This window comes from Sphingobacterium sp. SGG-5, from assembly GCF_011043525.1.
Taxonomy (GTDB): domain Bacteria; phylum Bacteroidota; class Bacteroidia; order Sphingobacteriales; family Sphingobacteriaceae; genus Sphingobacterium.
This window is the reverse complement of record NZ_JAAKGO010000012.1, coordinates 25,687-41,109: the sequence shown is the minus strand read 5'-3', so window position 1 is coordinate 41,109 and position 15,423 is coordinate 25,687. Positions and strand designations below refer to the sequence as shown.

10 protein-coding genes are annotated in these 15,423 nt (G+C 43.1%); 4 read left to right on the top strand and 6 right to left on the bottom strand.

Annotated features, from left to right (window positions below; genetic code table 11):
* The first annotated feature begins 12 nt into the window (after positions 1-12).
* From G5B30_RS15820 to G5B30_RS15805, 4 genes are all read left to right on the top strand, one after another.
* Positions 13-1,437: a RagB/SusD family nutrient uptake outer membrane protein gene (locus G5B30_RS15820; protein ID WP_165320983.1), complete on the top strand. Its 1,425-nt coding sequence runs from the start codon at positions 13-15 to the stop codon at positions 1,435-1,437.
* A 4-nt stretch (positions 1,438-1,441) separates the two neighbouring features.
* Positions 1,442-1,924, top strand: coding sequence for a hypothetical protein (locus G5B30_RS15815; protein WP_165320982.1), 483 nt, complete (start codon positions 1,442-1,444; stop codon positions 1,922-1,924).
* 136 nt (positions 1,925-2,060) lie between these two features.
* The gene (gene pdxA / locus G5B30_RS15810; RefSeq protein ID WP_165320981.1) at positions 2,061-3,116 is read left to right on the top strand and encodes a 4-hydroxythreonine-4-phosphate dehydrogenase PdxA; all 1,056 of its coding nucleotides are present in this window, start codon (positions 2,061-2,063) and stop codon (positions 3,114-3,116) included.
* A gap of 9 nt (positions 3,117-3,125) precedes the next feature.
* Positions 3,126-4,541, top strand: coding sequence for a CCA tRNA nucleotidyltransferase (locus G5B30_RS15805; RefSeq protein ID WP_165320980.1), 1,416 nt, complete (start codon positions 3,126-3,128; stop codon positions 4,539-4,541).
* Between the two features lie 86 nt (positions 4,542-4,627).
* On the opposite strand, the gene G5B30_RS15800 is transcribed toward G5B30_RS15805, so the two are convergent.
* From G5B30_RS15800 to G5B30_RS15775, 6 genes are all read right to left on the bottom strand, one after another.
* Positions 4,628-6,124: a calcineurin-like phosphoesterase C-terminal domain-containing protein gene (locus tag G5B30_RS15800; RefSeq protein WP_165320979.1), complete on the bottom strand. Its 1,497-nt coding sequence runs from the start codon at positions 6,122-6,124 to the stop codon at positions 4,628-4,630.
* A 38-nt stretch (positions 6,125-6,162) separates the two neighbouring features.
* Positions 6,163-7,881 (bottom strand): RagB/SusD family nutrient uptake outer membrane protein, encoded by a 1,719-nt coding sequence (locus G5B30_RS15795; RefSeq protein WP_165320978.1) that lies wholly within the window; start codon positions 7,879-7,881, stop codon positions 6,163-6,165.
* 15 nt (positions 7,882-7,896) lie between these two features.
* Positions 7,897-10,860 carry a SusC/RagA family TonB-linked outer membrane protein gene (locus tag G5B30_RS15790; protein ID WP_165320977.1) on the bottom strand — a complete coding sequence of 988 codons (2,964 nt, stop codon included), beginning with the start codon at positions 10,858-10,860 and terminating at the stop codon, positions 7,897-7,899.
* Between the two features lie 32 nt (positions 10,861-10,892).
* On the bottom strand, positions 10,893-12,467 hold the full coding sequence (locus G5B30_RS15785; RefSeq protein WP_165320976.1) for a BACON domain-containing protein: 1,575 nt from the start codon (positions 12,465-12,467) through the stop codon (positions 10,893-10,895).
* A gap of 12 nt (positions 12,468-12,479) precedes the next feature.
* The gene (locus G5B30_RS15780; RefSeq protein ID WP_165320975.1) at positions 12,480-13,451 is read right to left on the bottom strand and encodes a BACON domain-containing protein; all 972 of its coding nucleotides are present in this window, start codon (positions 13,449-13,451) and stop codon (positions 12,480-12,482) included.
* Between the two features lie 293 nt (positions 13,452-13,744).
* Positions 13,745-15,394 carry a DUF6377 domain-containing protein gene (locus tag G5B30_RS15775; protein ID WP_165320974.1) on the bottom strand — a complete coding sequence of 550 codons (1,650 nt, stop codon included), beginning with the start codon at positions 15,392-15,394 and terminating at the stop codon, positions 13,745-13,747.
* Positions 15,395-15,423: the final 29 nt, after the last annotated feature.

Below are 15,423 nucleotides of genomic sequence, written 5' to 3'. Positions count from 1 at the left end.
AAGGAAAATATCATGAAAAGAAATATATTAATACAGTTGTCCTTGTGCGCAGTTTTGCTACTGACAGGCTGTGAAAAGTTGTTAGAGATCAATCCTAAGCAGTCCATAGATTCATCGGAGGCCTTGACCAATGAAGAGGGTATCCATGCTGCATTGATTTCCGTATATGCCCGCCTGCAAAACTATACTTTATATGGGCGAGATTATCTTGCTTTGTCCGAAGCTTTGTCCGACAATGCTATACATACAAGCAATGCATCCCATTTGACCAATGAGGCTATGAACGGTAGAAATGCACATTTTGACAATTGGCAAGTGGCGTACTACGCTATCAATCAAGCCAACTTAGTGATCGATGCAGTTCATGCCGGTTCGTATGGGGAAAAATGGAAAGCGACTATATTGGGGCAGGCTTATTTTTTAAGGGCATTATGTTATCATGATTTGGTACGTGTATATGCTTATGACCCTACCGCGCTCATAGATGAATATAATTATGGGGGCGTCCCACTTATGTTGGTAGGAGTAGATGATATCTCGAAAATAGGGTCACTCAAGCGCGCACCCATAGCGGAAGTCTACGATCAAATCTATAAGGACTTGGATTTGGCACATGAAAACTTGGGTGCGGGTAATGAAACTGTTGCACCGCATCGGGCCACCCAAGCAGCAGTAAGCGCATTATATGCACGTGTGGCATTGTATCGAGGAGACTATCCTACTGCTGTCGATATGGCTGATCGCGCATTGACAGAGACCAAGGCCGTTTTCTCTACCCAGGCTACCTACGTGAGTGATTGGTTGAAGCAAGTACACCCGGAATCTATTTTTGAATTAAAGTTTAATATTTCAGAGAATGTAGGTGCTGACCGCTCCCTACGGTCGACCTATACCAGCAGGGCGACATACGATGCCACAACATTTACCATCCAAGCAGTCATAGCTGTAGATCCATTGTTTTATGATCTGTACGAGCCAAACGATGTGCGGCGAGAATTAATTCGTAAAGGGGTGGGTAAAAGCGACACTTTTTGGGAGATGTATAAGTTTATTTCAAAGAACGGTACGCCTAACCTCGACAATGTACCTATTCTCCGCTTGTCGGAAGTGTACCTTAATCGGGCAGAAGCCCTCTACCATCAGGGGCCGTCTTATTATCCTGAGGCATTGGAGGATCTGAATAAGATCCGTACGCGGGCAGGGCTGTCGGTAGTAAGCCTGTCGGGTGATGCGCTGTTAGAAGAAATCTTATTACAACGGCGTTTTGACCTGGCGTTTGAAGGGCATCGGTGGTTTGATCTTAAACGTAATGGGCTTGACGTTATTAAGGCCACGGGTAATGTACTCTTTACAGATTATAGAATATTGGCGCGAATACCGATCCGTGAAGTGGATGCTGATGAAGACTTGGAACTTAAACAAAATTATAATTATTAATGCTATGAAAGGTCTATTGAATAAAACTTTAGTAGCTTCCGTATTTGTTCTATTGATGGGAGCGTGCCAAGAAGATTTTGATTTGCGTTATCAACTCGAAGACAGTTACATAGAATTTGAAGATGCGGTAACCAGCACATTTGCCGTAGGGAAGGACTATCCGATTATCAGTCGTGTCGTTGAGCCCAGTGGCGATGAGGTTGTACTCCAAGTCAATATGTCAGGATTACAGTCGAGTGAAGATCAGCGCTTGACGTGGAAGATTATAGCAGAGGAATCCACTGCAGCAGAAAATGTTGATTTTACTATAGCTGGTGGTGACAAGAGCTTTGTGTTGCCGGCCCATCAAAATAAGGGCTATATCAGGCTCGCGCCCACCTCAAGCGGTGTCGGTCATTCGCTATTGGTTCTGGAGTTGGTAGGTACGGACAAAGTCAAGGTATCTAATAACTATAAAAGAGTTGGCGTGAAGTGTGAGTATCCTTAACGAGGACCTATCCCAGTCCAGCATTTTTAAAATCGTTGGGCTGGGAAAATCCCTCTTTGCTCGGATAATTCCGAATACAATTGTTATAGCTTTCCCTATTTTTTGTTACTTTTGGGTAATAAAAAGCTTTTTGATAATGAGTGACAAATTAAAGGTAGGTATCAGTATTGGTGATATCAATGGAATAGGGATGGAAGTGATCATCAAGTCGTTGGCAGATAACCGTGTGTTGGATTATTTTACCCCTATAGTATACGGAAACACAAAAAATGCCTCCTTTCATCGAAAAGCGAATAACATTAATGATTTTAGTTTTAACGTCATCAACCAACCCGAGCAGGCACATTCCAAACGGCCGAATATGATCAATGTGTGGCAGGAAGATGTGAAGATCACGTTGGGTGAGGAGAACGAAATAGGGGGTAAGTACGCTTTTTTGTCTTTGGAACGCGCTGTGGAGGATCTCCATGCCGGTAAGATCGATGCATTGGTAACTGCACCTATCAACAAACACAATATTCAACGGGAGGGCTTTCAGTTTCCAGGACATACCGAATATCTTCAAAGCAAAACCGGAGCTGATGATGTACTGATGTTCATGGTCAGCGATGACCTCCGGGTCGGTGTAGTGACCGGGCACATTCCCGTTAAGGATATTGCCACGCATATCACCCAGGAAGGCATCTTGAAAAAGCTTCATTTAATGCATAAAAGCCTTAAAAACGACTTTTGGATTCAAAAGCCACGGATTGCGGTATTAGGCTTGAACCCGCATGCGGGAGACAATGGCATTATTGGGACAGAAGATCTGGAGATTATTCGTCCTGCTGTCGAGCAAGCCAATGAGCAAGGTATTTTTTGTTTTGGACCTTATCCGGCGGATGGCTTTTTTGCGTCAGACACCTATACAAAATTCGATGCGGTACTGGCCATGTACCACGATCAAGGCCTTATCCCTTTTAAACATATTGCTCAGCGCAAAGGCGTGAATTATACCGCAGGACTTCCAATAGTCCGCACCTCTCCCGATCATGGTACAGGATTCGATATCGCCGGTAAAGATATGGCCTCTCCGGATTCTTTTTTGGAAGCGATGTTTTTGGCTTTACATATTGTCAAAAATAGAAGAGAACAAGCCGAATTGAGTGCCAACCCATTGGGCTTCCGAAGATTATCTAAGGATAGAGATTAGTGCCGGAACATGATTGAACATTTACAACATCCGATATTTTCGATTATCAGTAATTTAGCGGAAACGACAGGTACCGAATGTTATGTCATCGGGGGATATGTGCGTGACCGGATTATGAACAGGCCTTTTAAAAATGATATTGATATCCTGGTCATAGGCAGCGGTACCGGATTTGCTATGCGTTTAGGAGATCTTCTCGATTGTAAGGTCGCTGTCTATAAATCTTTTGGTACGGCCATGTTGGTATATGATGGATTGGATATCGAGTTTGTAGGCGCCCGGAAAGAGTCGTATAGAAAAGATTCGCGTAAGCCGATTGTCGAGGATGGGACACTTCAGGATGATCAGAACCGGCGCGATTTCACCATAAATGCGTTGGCCTATTCGCTGAATAGAGACAATTACGGACAACTTCTTGATCCCTTCGAGGGTGTGGCGGATATCAGTAATCGTATCATCCGTACCCCATTGGATCCACGAGAGACCTTTTCAGATGATCCGCTCCGCATGATGCGCGCTATCCGCTTTGCTACGCAGTTGCATTTTAAAATTGATATAAAAGCTATTCAAGCTATTGTAGAAACAAAAGATAGGATTAAGATTATATCCAAAGAACGGATTATAGATGAACTGAATAAGATTATCCTATCGGAGAAGCCGTCGATCGGTTTTAAATACTTATTTGATACAGGGCTACTGGAGTTGATTTTTCCGGCTATGCATAATTTGCAGGGGGTTGATATTATTGACGGGAAGGGCCACAAGGATAATTTCTATCATACCCTCGAAGTATTGGATAACGTAGCGGAAGTGTCGGACGATCTCTGGTTGCGCTGGGCTGCTATTATGCACGATATTGCCAAGCCGGCCACAAAGCGTTTTGACAAACGGGTGGGATGGACATTTCATGGGCATGAAGATAAAGGTGCGCGTATGGTACCTAAATTGTTTGCGGAACTCAAATTGCCGTTAAACGATAAAATGAAGTTTGTCCAAAAATTGGTGCAGCTCCATTTGCGCCCTATTGTGCTGGTACAAGACATTGTGACCGACTCGGCTGTGCGCCGTTTATTGTTCGAGGCGGGAGATGATATTGACAGCTTGATGTTATTGTGCCATGCGGATGTAACCACTAAAAATGAGTTCAAAAAAACAAAATATCGCAAGAACTTCGATCTGGTTAAACAAAAGTTGAAAGATGTCGAGGAACGAGACCATTTGCGTAATTGGCAGCCACCGGTAACGGGGGAAGATATCATGCAGGTATTCGGATTGGGCCCGGGGCGGAAGGTCGGCGTTATTAAAAATGCGATCCGTGAGGCTATTCTTGAGGGAGATATACCGAATGAAAAGCAAGCAGCATATGATTTTATGGTGTCGGAGGGTGAGAAGATCGGTTTGAAACCACAAGAGCAAAAGCCATAAAGAACGGTAAAAAACATTTCAAAAAAAGGAAGGCGCCTGAAATGCACCTTCCTTTTTTTTATATTATCAGAATATATACGCTCGTCTTACAACTGTACGCTCTCTACGTACACATTTCCATGCGCATCGGTGGCCTCAATTTTGACGGTGACACCGGTAGATACGGAAGGCTTGTAATAAAACATATGGTCATTATATGCTTCTGGCTCAGCAGATGGTCGATGAGCGGGTTTGCTGTCTCCAAAATAGGCATCGTATGCGTCCCTATCCATCTCATATTTTAAATTGTCGGTTAACGTCGTTTTATACATGTCATCTTCATACACCTTAACTGTCCAATTGGTATGCCAAGCAAAAATATTGACAATAACACCATCCTGTCTTCCGGCAGAAACAGCTTGTCCCGGCTTGTAGATTTTGATCTGATAGTCCTTGGGTTTGTCCGTACCCTTGTAATACCAATTTTTAATCGTATTCCCTTCAATCTCGTACACCGCATACCCGCGAGGACTTCCATCGTTGCATAAGTAGTTCCAAAAGGCGCCCATCACGGATCCCAAATTGTTTTCTTCGATATCCGCATTGATCGTCGTCATGCGATTATTATGCAGGTGGCCCGTTAAGATGCGGACGGTATAGCCTTCTAGCAGGTCGTAAAGCGCTTGTTTGTTGCTTGTACCTAACGTTGGCCGATCTCTCCTTGAGGTGTAGATGTGTGTGCCAAGGATGATAAGTTTATCTTTGCTTACATGCTTTAAATCTTCTTTGAGCCAATCCAATTGGTTTTCCGGAATGTGGTTGCTATAGTCGCTGTGCCCATTGTAGTCTACGTTGTCTAGTACGACAAAGTGACAATCTCCAATATTGTAGGAATAATAAGTTGGCCCGAAGTTACGCTCAAACTGCTGAGCAGCCAGATAATCGTTGTTCGTCACTGTTCTATCGTGATCATGGTTGCCGATGACTTGGAATATGGGCACACCTAGCCGTTTTATTTCCGTTGCATATTCGCTGAGGTAAGCCATGTTGTCCCAGACGAGATCCCCAAGCGAGATTCCATAAACCGGCGAAGTGGATTTCAAGGTGTTGACGTAGTCCGCGATTAACGGTATTTCGGTTTGGCGCAGCCAGCTCAACTCTACCGATTGGCCAATTTGTACGTCAGCCAATGCCAACAGCTGGAAATTGCTGACAACAGCTTGTTTTTTCAGGCCAAAGTCTCTGCGTATAACCTGACTTTTATCTGCAGGTAATTCCCGATATATTTTGGGTAAACCATTCTCCGTCGGGATTTCATAATCTGCCGGGACTGATACGAAGACAAACTTCGCCAGTTCATTTGCCTTTAATTGATAGATTCCCTCGTCGTCTGTCGTGGTTACCGAATAGCCATCACTAACCACGGCACCCACGACAGGCTCATTGCCGTCTGTGAGTTTACCGACAAGGTTCATGCCCTCTTCTACAACAATATCACTTGGCTCTTCGGGGGCCGGGTTCCGAACCAGCCGTTCGTCGTCACTACAACCTATAAAAAGGAGTAGGGATATCGATAATAACTTAAAAAATATTTTTCGTGTCATGATTCGTTTCGTTCTATTTTAAAATAATTTTAATTGGACTACTGGTTTCCACCATATCCCGGATTTGGCGTTAATAAACCATTCGCTGAAATCGCAGAGTACGGAATGGGGAATAAGTTTCTCGTTTTATCTGTCGGTTCATGATCCCACCATTTCTCCGTTGTAAAAGCATTCCAACGGATAAGATCGGTACGCCGGCGACCTTCGCCAAGGAATTCGATCAACCATTCATCCAACATGCGGTATTTGTCCAGATTGTCTGCGGTTACCGGATCTGGATCCACCCGGTTTGCAAAATTCCGTTTGCGTACCGTATTAATCAATGTTGCTGCGGTTTCGGCATCTCCCGCCCGGAACTTACACTCGGCGAGCATATAGTATATTTCTGTCAGACGGACGACGGGGCAGTCTGGGTCAAACTGCAGCTGTTGATCAGCTAAATTCGGCTGCGGAACTTTTACTAACCGAACGCCACTGTTTTCTTCTCCGACCTGAATGTTAGAAGGCAATTTGGATACATCACCGCCATATTTTGAGTTGAGTTCTTTGAAAGGTGCGACAACGTCCACCAAATTGAGAATTTCACCTTTATATAATTTTGTTCCCATGGTGGACTCTCCAGTTATGGGATTCGTTTGAGCGCCTACCAAAAACATGCCCTCATAATTTCTATTCCCTGTGTAGACAAAAGGTTTTTTCCGAAGATCCAGATCATGGAATTTTTCGTAGGGATTTCCTACCTTAAATTCGGTATATACTTCTCCTGTAGGTTTACGGGAAGGGCTCAGCATAAATCCATTGTATGGAGCCCCATTGCCTGTTGCCCCACCAAAGTATTTGCTGCTTTCCTGATGATAAAAGTACCGCCAATACCAGTTCCATGCCGTTTCCGTAGTACCGCCACCTTTTGAAGGTGCTGCCCAAATTACTTCAGGAGAGCGGTCGTTATCGAAACCATGCGGCCCCCACCATGTATTGTCCAGCTCATAGACACCATATACACCGTCAATAATATCTTGAGAAATAGCTGCACATTCGCTAAACCGATCTTGTCCGGTATAAGCCTCCGCATTAAAGTAAAGCTGAGCCAGCATCGCTGCGGCTGCGCCTTGCCGGATGTAACCGTCTTCAAATGCACCTAACTGGGTTTTCTTTTTCAAGTTAGGAATAGCTTTTTTCAACAGTGCTTCAATATGGTCGAACGTTTCTTGTGCCGTGGACCTCGGACGAAGCTCGTCCTGTGTCGATTCATAAATCGGCATTCCGCCAAAGAAATCGAGTCCACGCATATAGAACCAAGCAATCAGTGCTTCTAACTGTTGTACTTGATCTGCCTTATCCTGTTCTGTCATTCCGACTGTCGAATAATCCAGTGCTTCCAGATCTTCTTTGGCCGACATGGTTCGGGCTATACCGCCTCCGACTCCGTTGTATGTGTTTTCGACGAAACGGTCATCTGGATTCCAGGTATGATACTGCAGACGAAAATATTCGCCTCCGTTATACCAGTCTTCTGCACGTTGCGGACAGGTCATGGCATCGGTAGTCAACTCTTGCAGATACCAGCGATCGGCACCGATAAACCAGCGCCAATGCGTGAATGGACGAGCCAAAACGGCATAGGTGCTTTCTTTAGAAGTAAAAAAGGTCTCGGGAGTAACCGAAGAATGGTGCAGCTCGTCAAGATTACAAGATCCTAACAAAAGGGAAAGTGTTAATCCGGATAACTGTAAATATTTTAGTGAATAGCGTTTCATATCTTATCTGATTTTTTAGAATGTGAGTTGTACTCCTAACGTGAACCTACGGGTTTGCGGATACATACTCGCCGTACTATTAATTTGTTCAAAACCCGGGAATAAGCCATTCAGACTTACTTCGGGGTTAATGCCTTTATATGCAGTTAACACAAACAGATCTCTTGATGTAAAATATAACCGTGCTTTCGATACGTAACGGGTGTGTTTCTTCAGGTCAAATGTATATCCTGCACTGACCGCATCAAGCTTAACGAATGAAGCATCGCTGATAAATACATCACTCAATATTTTTTCGTCATCGACCGCAGCATAGCGGTCAAAGGCTTCTTTTAAAACATTGAATTGTGATTGTGTACGTAGTCCATAATACATGTTCACTTGACTGAATACATCATAATCGATATAGCTGCGTAGAGAGACTGACAAATCAAACTGCTTATAACTTACGTTGTGATCCCATGCAACTGTCAGTTTAGGGATAGCATTGCCGACGTAATATTTGTTGTCGTTGATGAGGTTTGTACTCGTGCCCGGCACGATTTCACCATTTTTGTCGTAAATCAGCCATTTGCCGTTTTCATCTAGCCCGGCGTATTTGAAGACAAAGAATTTGCCGATAGTAGCGTCATTCTGTAGACGTCCGGCCCTACCGGGATTACCTGGTGAAGGGAAAGCATCCATGTCGATCACCCCATCTTCGCCGAGATCCAATATTTTGGAGGTATTGTGGGATAGTCGTGCCACAGTAGTATAATTCCAATCTTTATGGCGCACGACTTCACCACCCAGTTCAAATTCCCAACCTTTATTCTTTAAAGTTCCTACATTTTTCATGATAGTCGTATGTGTCATAGGTGGTACCGGAGCGTCTGTTTCAAATAACAGGTCTTTCACGCGCCTTTGATAAATGTCGAATTTACCGAATAAACGATTGTTCCAAAAGCCAAAATCTACCCCAGCGTTAAATTCTCCTTTTTCCTCCCATTTCAGATCGGGGTTGATATTCCGTTGCGGGCCATAAGCATAGATCCATTCCCCTGTAGGCGTAGGATACATTTGTGAATCCGGACTATACATACGTGTTGCATAGCCGGTACTGAAACTATTGTTACCCGTTACACCATAGCCTACGCGTAGTTTCAAATCACTGATAAAAGACAGATCCCTAATAAAGTCTTCTTCCGTAAGTCTCCATCCTCCCGAGACAGCCCAGAAATTCCCCCAACGGTTATTAGGGCCAAACTTAGAGGAACCCTCTCTGCGATAGCTGGCAGACAAAAGATATCGATCTTTGAAGGCATAGTTGACACGGGAAAACAGGGACAAAAGACGTTCACGAGGATCCTTTTGCGAATCCATAAGTGCTCTGCCGTCACTTAGCCAGGTGCCGTCTTCCATATTCCAAGGACCTACACCTTCGATCGTAAAGTTATAGTTGGTCATGTTAAAGCTTTCGCCATTAGCTTCCCAAAAACTATATCCGGCTATCGCATCGACGCTGTGGTTATCCTGGAACAATTTTTTATAGTTGAGATAAGCATCTGTAGAAAAACGGATATCTTTACTGAATCCATGATAACCTTCGCCTCTTCTGGCGTTATCCACGGAGGATTTGTGGTAGGCTGAAGTATAGCGGTACAACTGCCATTTCGATTCTTGATATCCAATTGTCCCTTTGACAAACAAATCGTTTGTAAGATTTATTTTCAAGGATGCATCACTTAATAACCAGCTGTCTTTTCCATCGTAGGTCTTCAGCATAATGTCGGCAACAGGGTTGTAATTGGTGCCCGAAATACCTATTTCTCTGACATTATAGCCCGATTCGTTCGTATCGCTGTAGATAGGAATCGTAGGATTGAGCATCAGTGCGGTGTTGAAAGAACCCGAACCATTCCGTTGATCCCGTTGTGCCTGGCGGTACTGTGCCCGTGCTTCGATCTCAACTTTGTTGTCGAATAATGAAAATTTGCTGCTAATACGTCCGGAGTAATCCTTTCTACCATCACCGATTACAATGCCTTTTTGATCTTGTGTCGAAAAGGAGGTATAAATTAAAGCATTTTGACTACCGCCGGATAAGCTGATTACCTGACGATGCGAAAACGGCCGATCATTCGTCAGTGCACTGTACCAATCTGTGTCGTAACCATAATCTTTGCCTAACCCGTACATCACGTATTCACTGGACGTCAAAAGTTCGGGGCGTTTACGTATCTGCTCGGTCGAAAACTCTCCACTGTATTGCACTTTTATCTCTCCAGCCTTCGCCTGCTTCGTTGTGATAAGTATAACGCCGCCTGCCGCACGCGTACCATAGATAGCTCCAGCTGATGCATCTTTCAATACATCGATCGTTTCGATATCTTCTTGATTGAGCGAGCGAATATCACCACCGGGGATACCATCGATCACGATTAATGGCCCTTGTCCTGCCTTTACCGAAGCAACTCCCCTTAGCTGGAAGCTATTTCCGGCGTTTGGGCTTGCCGTCCCGTCGATCATAAGGCCCGGTACTTTGCCTTGCAAAGCCGTCGCTATGGTCGCTCCACCAAGACCCGAAGTCAGTTTGTCTCCCCGGATCGACGTAATCGACGAGGTAATTTGTCGCTTTTCTAAGGAACCATATCCAATGACCACGGTCTCTTCTAAATTGATAGTGGAAGAGACCATCTTCACATCGACTTGACCCTGGTTGCCTACAGATGCTTCAACAGTTTGGTAACCTACAAGCGAAAATACAAGTATATCTCCTGTTTTGACACCGCTGATCGTATATACACCATTCACGTCCGAGACGGTGCCTCGTTGCTCACCTTTTACACTTATACTGACACCTACCATGGTCTCTCCCTCTTCGTTGGTAATTGTACCCGAAACGGTTTGGGTCTGCCCTTGGGCCATCGTGACGAGGGAAAAGAATATAAAGACCCCCATCCATATATAATTAAGCAAATGCTTTTTTGATTTTTTCATATCGTATCGTATTATTTTATCGGTGTGGGCAGTTAATTGACAACACTGTGTTTTTCAAATTTAATATCATTCAACAACCAACGGTTATATCTGCCACCTGGACTGTTCGTACTCGGTTTTATGGTCACTTTCGTTTCAGATGTGACACCATATAAGACAACACTCTTTTCTATCCAATACCAATCCGTAGCCGAGTTATCTGGTATCTGGATATCGAGGTCACTTTTGGATTTTGTACTCTTATCATCAACTCCTACCGATCCCGGTCCCTCTATCTCCACCATCAGAATAACATCATCGAATCCACTTCCGGAAGCTGTCCCCCGAGAAGGTGTCGCATGGAACGTTAATTTCAAGTTCGTCGACTTTCCCGCGCTTATATTTGGTATCGATAATAGTTTAAGTCCTGTTTGTACATCCGTTTTTCCCATTTTGAAATAGTGTGCGCCGAAATAGAAGGCATTTCCATCCCAGTTGATATCTTCATAATTGCGATTGGCAAAAGCAACGGCGGTCGATACGGTAGCAGATCCTGTAGCACCTGTTGTATGCATATTTTTCGTGCTGCCAGAAAAACCTTTTCCGTCACCAGTTTTGGTAGGCGCTTTTAACAACTCATCTTCTCCACCGTATGGAGCTACCCAGGCGAAATCGTCGAAATAGTAGAGGTAACCTACTGTTTTACCATCATCCGGAAGAATAACCTCTTGTTTCACGGTGACTACAGTGGTTAGGTTATCCGCATCTTTAATTGTAATCGTTCCGGTACGCGCTACGGTAGTTGGATCAAGGCTTACGGTGACTTCTGAAGTGCCTGCGCTTCCGCTGTTAGGCGTTATATGTATCCAACTATCAGCTGTTAGCGTCCAAGCTTCAGGCGAAATTATTTCGAAAGTTGCGGATTCACTTATGATCTCACCGTCTTGATTTCCACGAATCATAGTCGTTTCGGTCAATGGATTATAAGTAAGATCTTGCTCGATCGCTATGGTCTCTGTATGCGCTCCGGAGGAAACCGTGAATGACCCTTGGCGTGGGTTTCCGGTGTCATTCTTTGCGACGGTTAATACAATCGAAACATTTCCTGCTTTTCCCGTCGTTTTATCTACTGTAATCCATGCGGGCACGTCAGCGATGCTCCAATCCGAATTGGTAGATATATATATTGTGGGGGTTTTATCGTTGCTAAGCATTCCCCGGATATTGACAGCTATCTCTGTAGGAGAAACAGTGAGTTCTTCTACCTTTTTGGCCTGTTTTACATCGACGGAAATGGTTTTCCCTAAACTTTCGAATAGGATTTTACCTTCCCGGTCGTCTGTTGTTCCGGCTTCGCCCACCGTTAGAAAAATGGTGTAGCGACCGTGTGTGCCAGAGCTTTTGCTGAGCTCTACCCATTCAGGCTTTGAAGTTACTTGCCAATCTCCACTCGTTCCTATTTCTATCTGAGCATTGCTTCCACTTTCTAATACACCCATATAATTTAACGAAACACTAGTGATGGACACTTCAAAAATATCATCCATAAACAGGGCGTCTTTGCAGGAATGAAAAGATAACGCTGCCAAAATGGAGAGCAAAACGGCAATTGCTTTTACTTTTTTCATAATCTCTGATTGCTAGTTTGTTTTAATTTTTTCAATCTTGATGTCGTTCAGACTCCAACGGTATGTTCCTGAAGCAGAGCCAGATTGGTTTGTTCTCAACGTGATCTTTGTTTGGGCTTCGATTCCAAAAAGCTCAACGTTTTTCTCTACCCAATACCATGTGCCTTGATCTGGGATCTGTATGTTGATTTCGTCGCTTATTTTTTTTGCTCCACCCCCAACAGTACCTGGGCCTTCAATTTCTACGACAACATATACCTTATCGTAATTCCCGCTGCCCGTCCGGACCGGTGTTGCATTGAATGTGAGACGGGCATTTGTCGTTTTACCATCTTCTATATTGGGGATACTGTTGAGCCGAACGCCTGTTTGATAATTTGTTTTTCCCATCTTAAAGAAATGTTTTGCTAGATAGAAACAATTGCCTCCGGGATTGATATCCTCATATCCTCTGGAATTCAGTGCAGCCTTAGCCCCTGCGTTCGTATTTGCGTTGGTTGTCGCTCCGGTAGCCTGATTTTCGACCTCATCTACTCCACCAAATTCCTCACACCAACTGAAATCGTCTTGCAGGTACACGTAGCCGATATCCTGACCATCGTCGGTATCAGGATCCATAGTCTGTATGACTGTCACTCTTTCTATAAGCCCCATGGAGGATATCGTAAGATGTCCCGATCGGGTCTCGCCCGTAGTGTTTTCTTCGATATCGAGTATGACATCTGTCTCACCTTTTCCGGTAGGCTTATCCGGTGATATCCAGTTGACATCACTGGCTATCTCATACCCCCGGTTTGCCAATACCGTAAGTGTCGGTTTACTGCCCGAGCTTAACCTTCCCGTTTGAATAACCGATACCTGAATTTTATCTACTTTGAGACGTGCATCCGCGTTTTTCGAATTGTCTTCCTTTGAGCAAGCAAAGAATCCCAAGCAGATTGCTATCAATGTAAGCACCTGCAAAATACTTCTTTTGTGTTTCATATTTGTTATCCTAATAATTTGATTAGTTACACATCTTCATCACCCATCTTCGTAGCATTTATATTTAGTGACACCAAAGTTCTGCATTTAGATTTGGGATAAATACGTTTCACTTCTTTGTGTCAAAAAAATCAAAACAAAATTATATATCAAGTATTTGTATATTAATGTTTTGTATGTTTTATGGGAGTCCTGTAATCTAAACTTTTTTAAGGCTAAAAAAGAAAATTCGTGATTTGCTTAATGCAAAATTACACGTGATTTATCCAAATAGGACAACCTATCGAGAGGGTCTATTCACCTGAAGACGAAAAGTAGTCTTGTCTCTGATATTTTTTGATTTGTTCTTCAAAACTATCTGGGTAGTACGACTTGTTTTTCATTTTTGATCGGTATGTATATACCGTAGTAATGGAGCATCTTAAGAATTTGGCTATTTTGTAGCTATCCGTTATACCGAGTCTAATAAGGGCAAATACCCGTAATTCCGTCGTCAGCAATTCGTTCGGCTTAATTATTTGCTGTTGTTCTGGCGGGAACAAACTGTTGAATTCGAAAACGAAGTCCGGATATAAGCTTAAAAATGTTTCATCGAAATTTGTAAGGAAAGCCTTATGTTCATTTTCAATATATTTGGTAGAATGCAGTTCCTTTTCAATTTTTTCCACTTTCCCACCTTTGAGAAGCCTTTTGAGACTACCCCTATACTCGTCGAGTTTGTCGATATAATCCGAACAAAGGTCGATAAACTTACTCAGGTAAGTTTCTTTTAAAAGATTAGTTGATACCAGTTCATTGTTGAGGAGCTGAAGCTGGCTTTTTGCTTTATCCAATCTTCTGTACTGTCTTACAATATAACGCAACAGTAAAACCGAGCATACCAATAAGCAAGCAATGATAAAAAATGCGGATGAAATTGTATTTTTCTGTTGTAGAATCTTTGCTTTGTAGCTTACATAAATATTGGGGAGGATTTTTATAATATACTGTGTCCATCGATATGCACCACTATACATCGCGTCCTGCAATGATATTTCAATGAATTGATAAGCTGTCTCGATGTCACCCTCATCATAGAGTAATGAAGCAAGCTTCCAAAGTGAAACATATTCTTTAACGGCATATTTGAGGTCGGTAATAGAAGATATGATCAGGTATCGTTTTTCTTGTTCTACATCCTCTTTTAGCCTGTACAGATCAGACATATAAAAAGCGACGTGAGCCATGTCCCGGTCCTCTGTTGTCAGTTTGTTATATGCTTTAAATAAGACTTCCACGGCGTGGTCATAATCGCCATCTTCTCTTATTTTATTGGATAAATATATGAGGTGCCAAATTGAATTTTCAGGTGTAAGGGCGATGAGTGAATCTCGGCTGGCATCTATTTTGCCTTGATATCCCTGCAGTTCACGTTTAGTGACATTCTGATCGAATAACCCTTTGTACAACTGCATCTGTACCACAAAATAAAGTCGTTTGAGATCGTTCGAAAGCTCTTCTATAATCAAATACTCATGCTCTAATAATTCCTCACATTCTTTATACATACCTGTATAGGCATAAACACGGGCAATCAAAAGCAATGATTCAGTTCGATATACGGGTTGCGATTGGAGGACATTCTCGGAAAGCTCAAGCATCTGTTCTGCATATTGCAAAGCGGTATCAATTTGTAAATCATAATGCATTTGAAAAAGGGTGCGGCATGCATTAAATTGTGCTACTGCATCCGTAGAGGACTCTAACCGTTTTTGGACACTGTCAATCTGATTTAGCTTTTTTTCCAAATAATATTCACGGTCTGCAATCACCTGTTTCAATGTTTCCAGCGATTCTCCCGACGAATCTTTCCTACCACATTGGCTGGTAAACAAAAGTATTATAATGGGTATAATCACGCTTCGCGTAATACGATTTTTTTTGAAAATGTAATGTACAGCCATTTTATCAAAGATAAGTCATTTCTATCCAA

Bases quoted from the DNA above. Each gene is read 5' to 3' on its own strand.
- G5B30_RS15775 (WP_165320974.1), bottom strand. From the start codon at position 15,394: ATGGCTGTACATTACATTTTCAAAAAAAATCGTATTACGCGAAGCGTG.
- G5B30_RS15785 (WP_165320976.1), bottom strand. From the start codon at position 12,467: ATGAAAAAAGTAAAAGCAATTGCCGTTTTGCTCTCCATTTTGGCAGCG.
- G5B30_RS15805 (WP_165320980.1), top strand. From the start codon at position 3,126: ATGATTGAACATTTACAACATCCGATATTTTCGATTATCAGTAATTTA.
- G5B30_RS15815 (WP_165320982.1), top strand. From the start codon at position 1,442: ATGAAAGGTCTATTGAATAAAACTTTAGTAGCTTCCGTATTTGTTCTA.
- G5B30_RS15820 (WP_165320983.1), top strand. From the start codon at position 13: ATGAAAAGAAATATATTAATACAGTTGTCCTTGTGCGCAGTTTTGCTA.
- G5B30_RS15795 (WP_165320978.1), bottom strand. From the start codon at position 7,881: ATGAAACGCTATTCACTAAAATATTTACAGTTATCCGGATTAACACTT.
- G5B30_RS15790 (WP_165320977.1), bottom strand. From the start codon at position 10,860: ATGAAAAAATCAAAAAAGCATTTGCTTAATTATATATGGATGGGGGTC.
- G5B30_RS15800 (WP_165320979.1), bottom strand. From the start codon at position 6,124: ATGACACGAAAAATATTTTTTAAGTTATTATCGATATCCCTACTCCTT.
- G5B30_RS15780 (WP_165320975.1), bottom strand. From the start codon at position 13,451: ATGAAACACAAAAGAAGTATTTTGCAGGTGCTTACATTGATAGCAATC.
- pdxA (WP_165320981.1), top strand. From the start codon at position 2,061: ATGAGTGACAAATTAAAGGTAGGTATCAGTATTGGTGATATCAATGGA.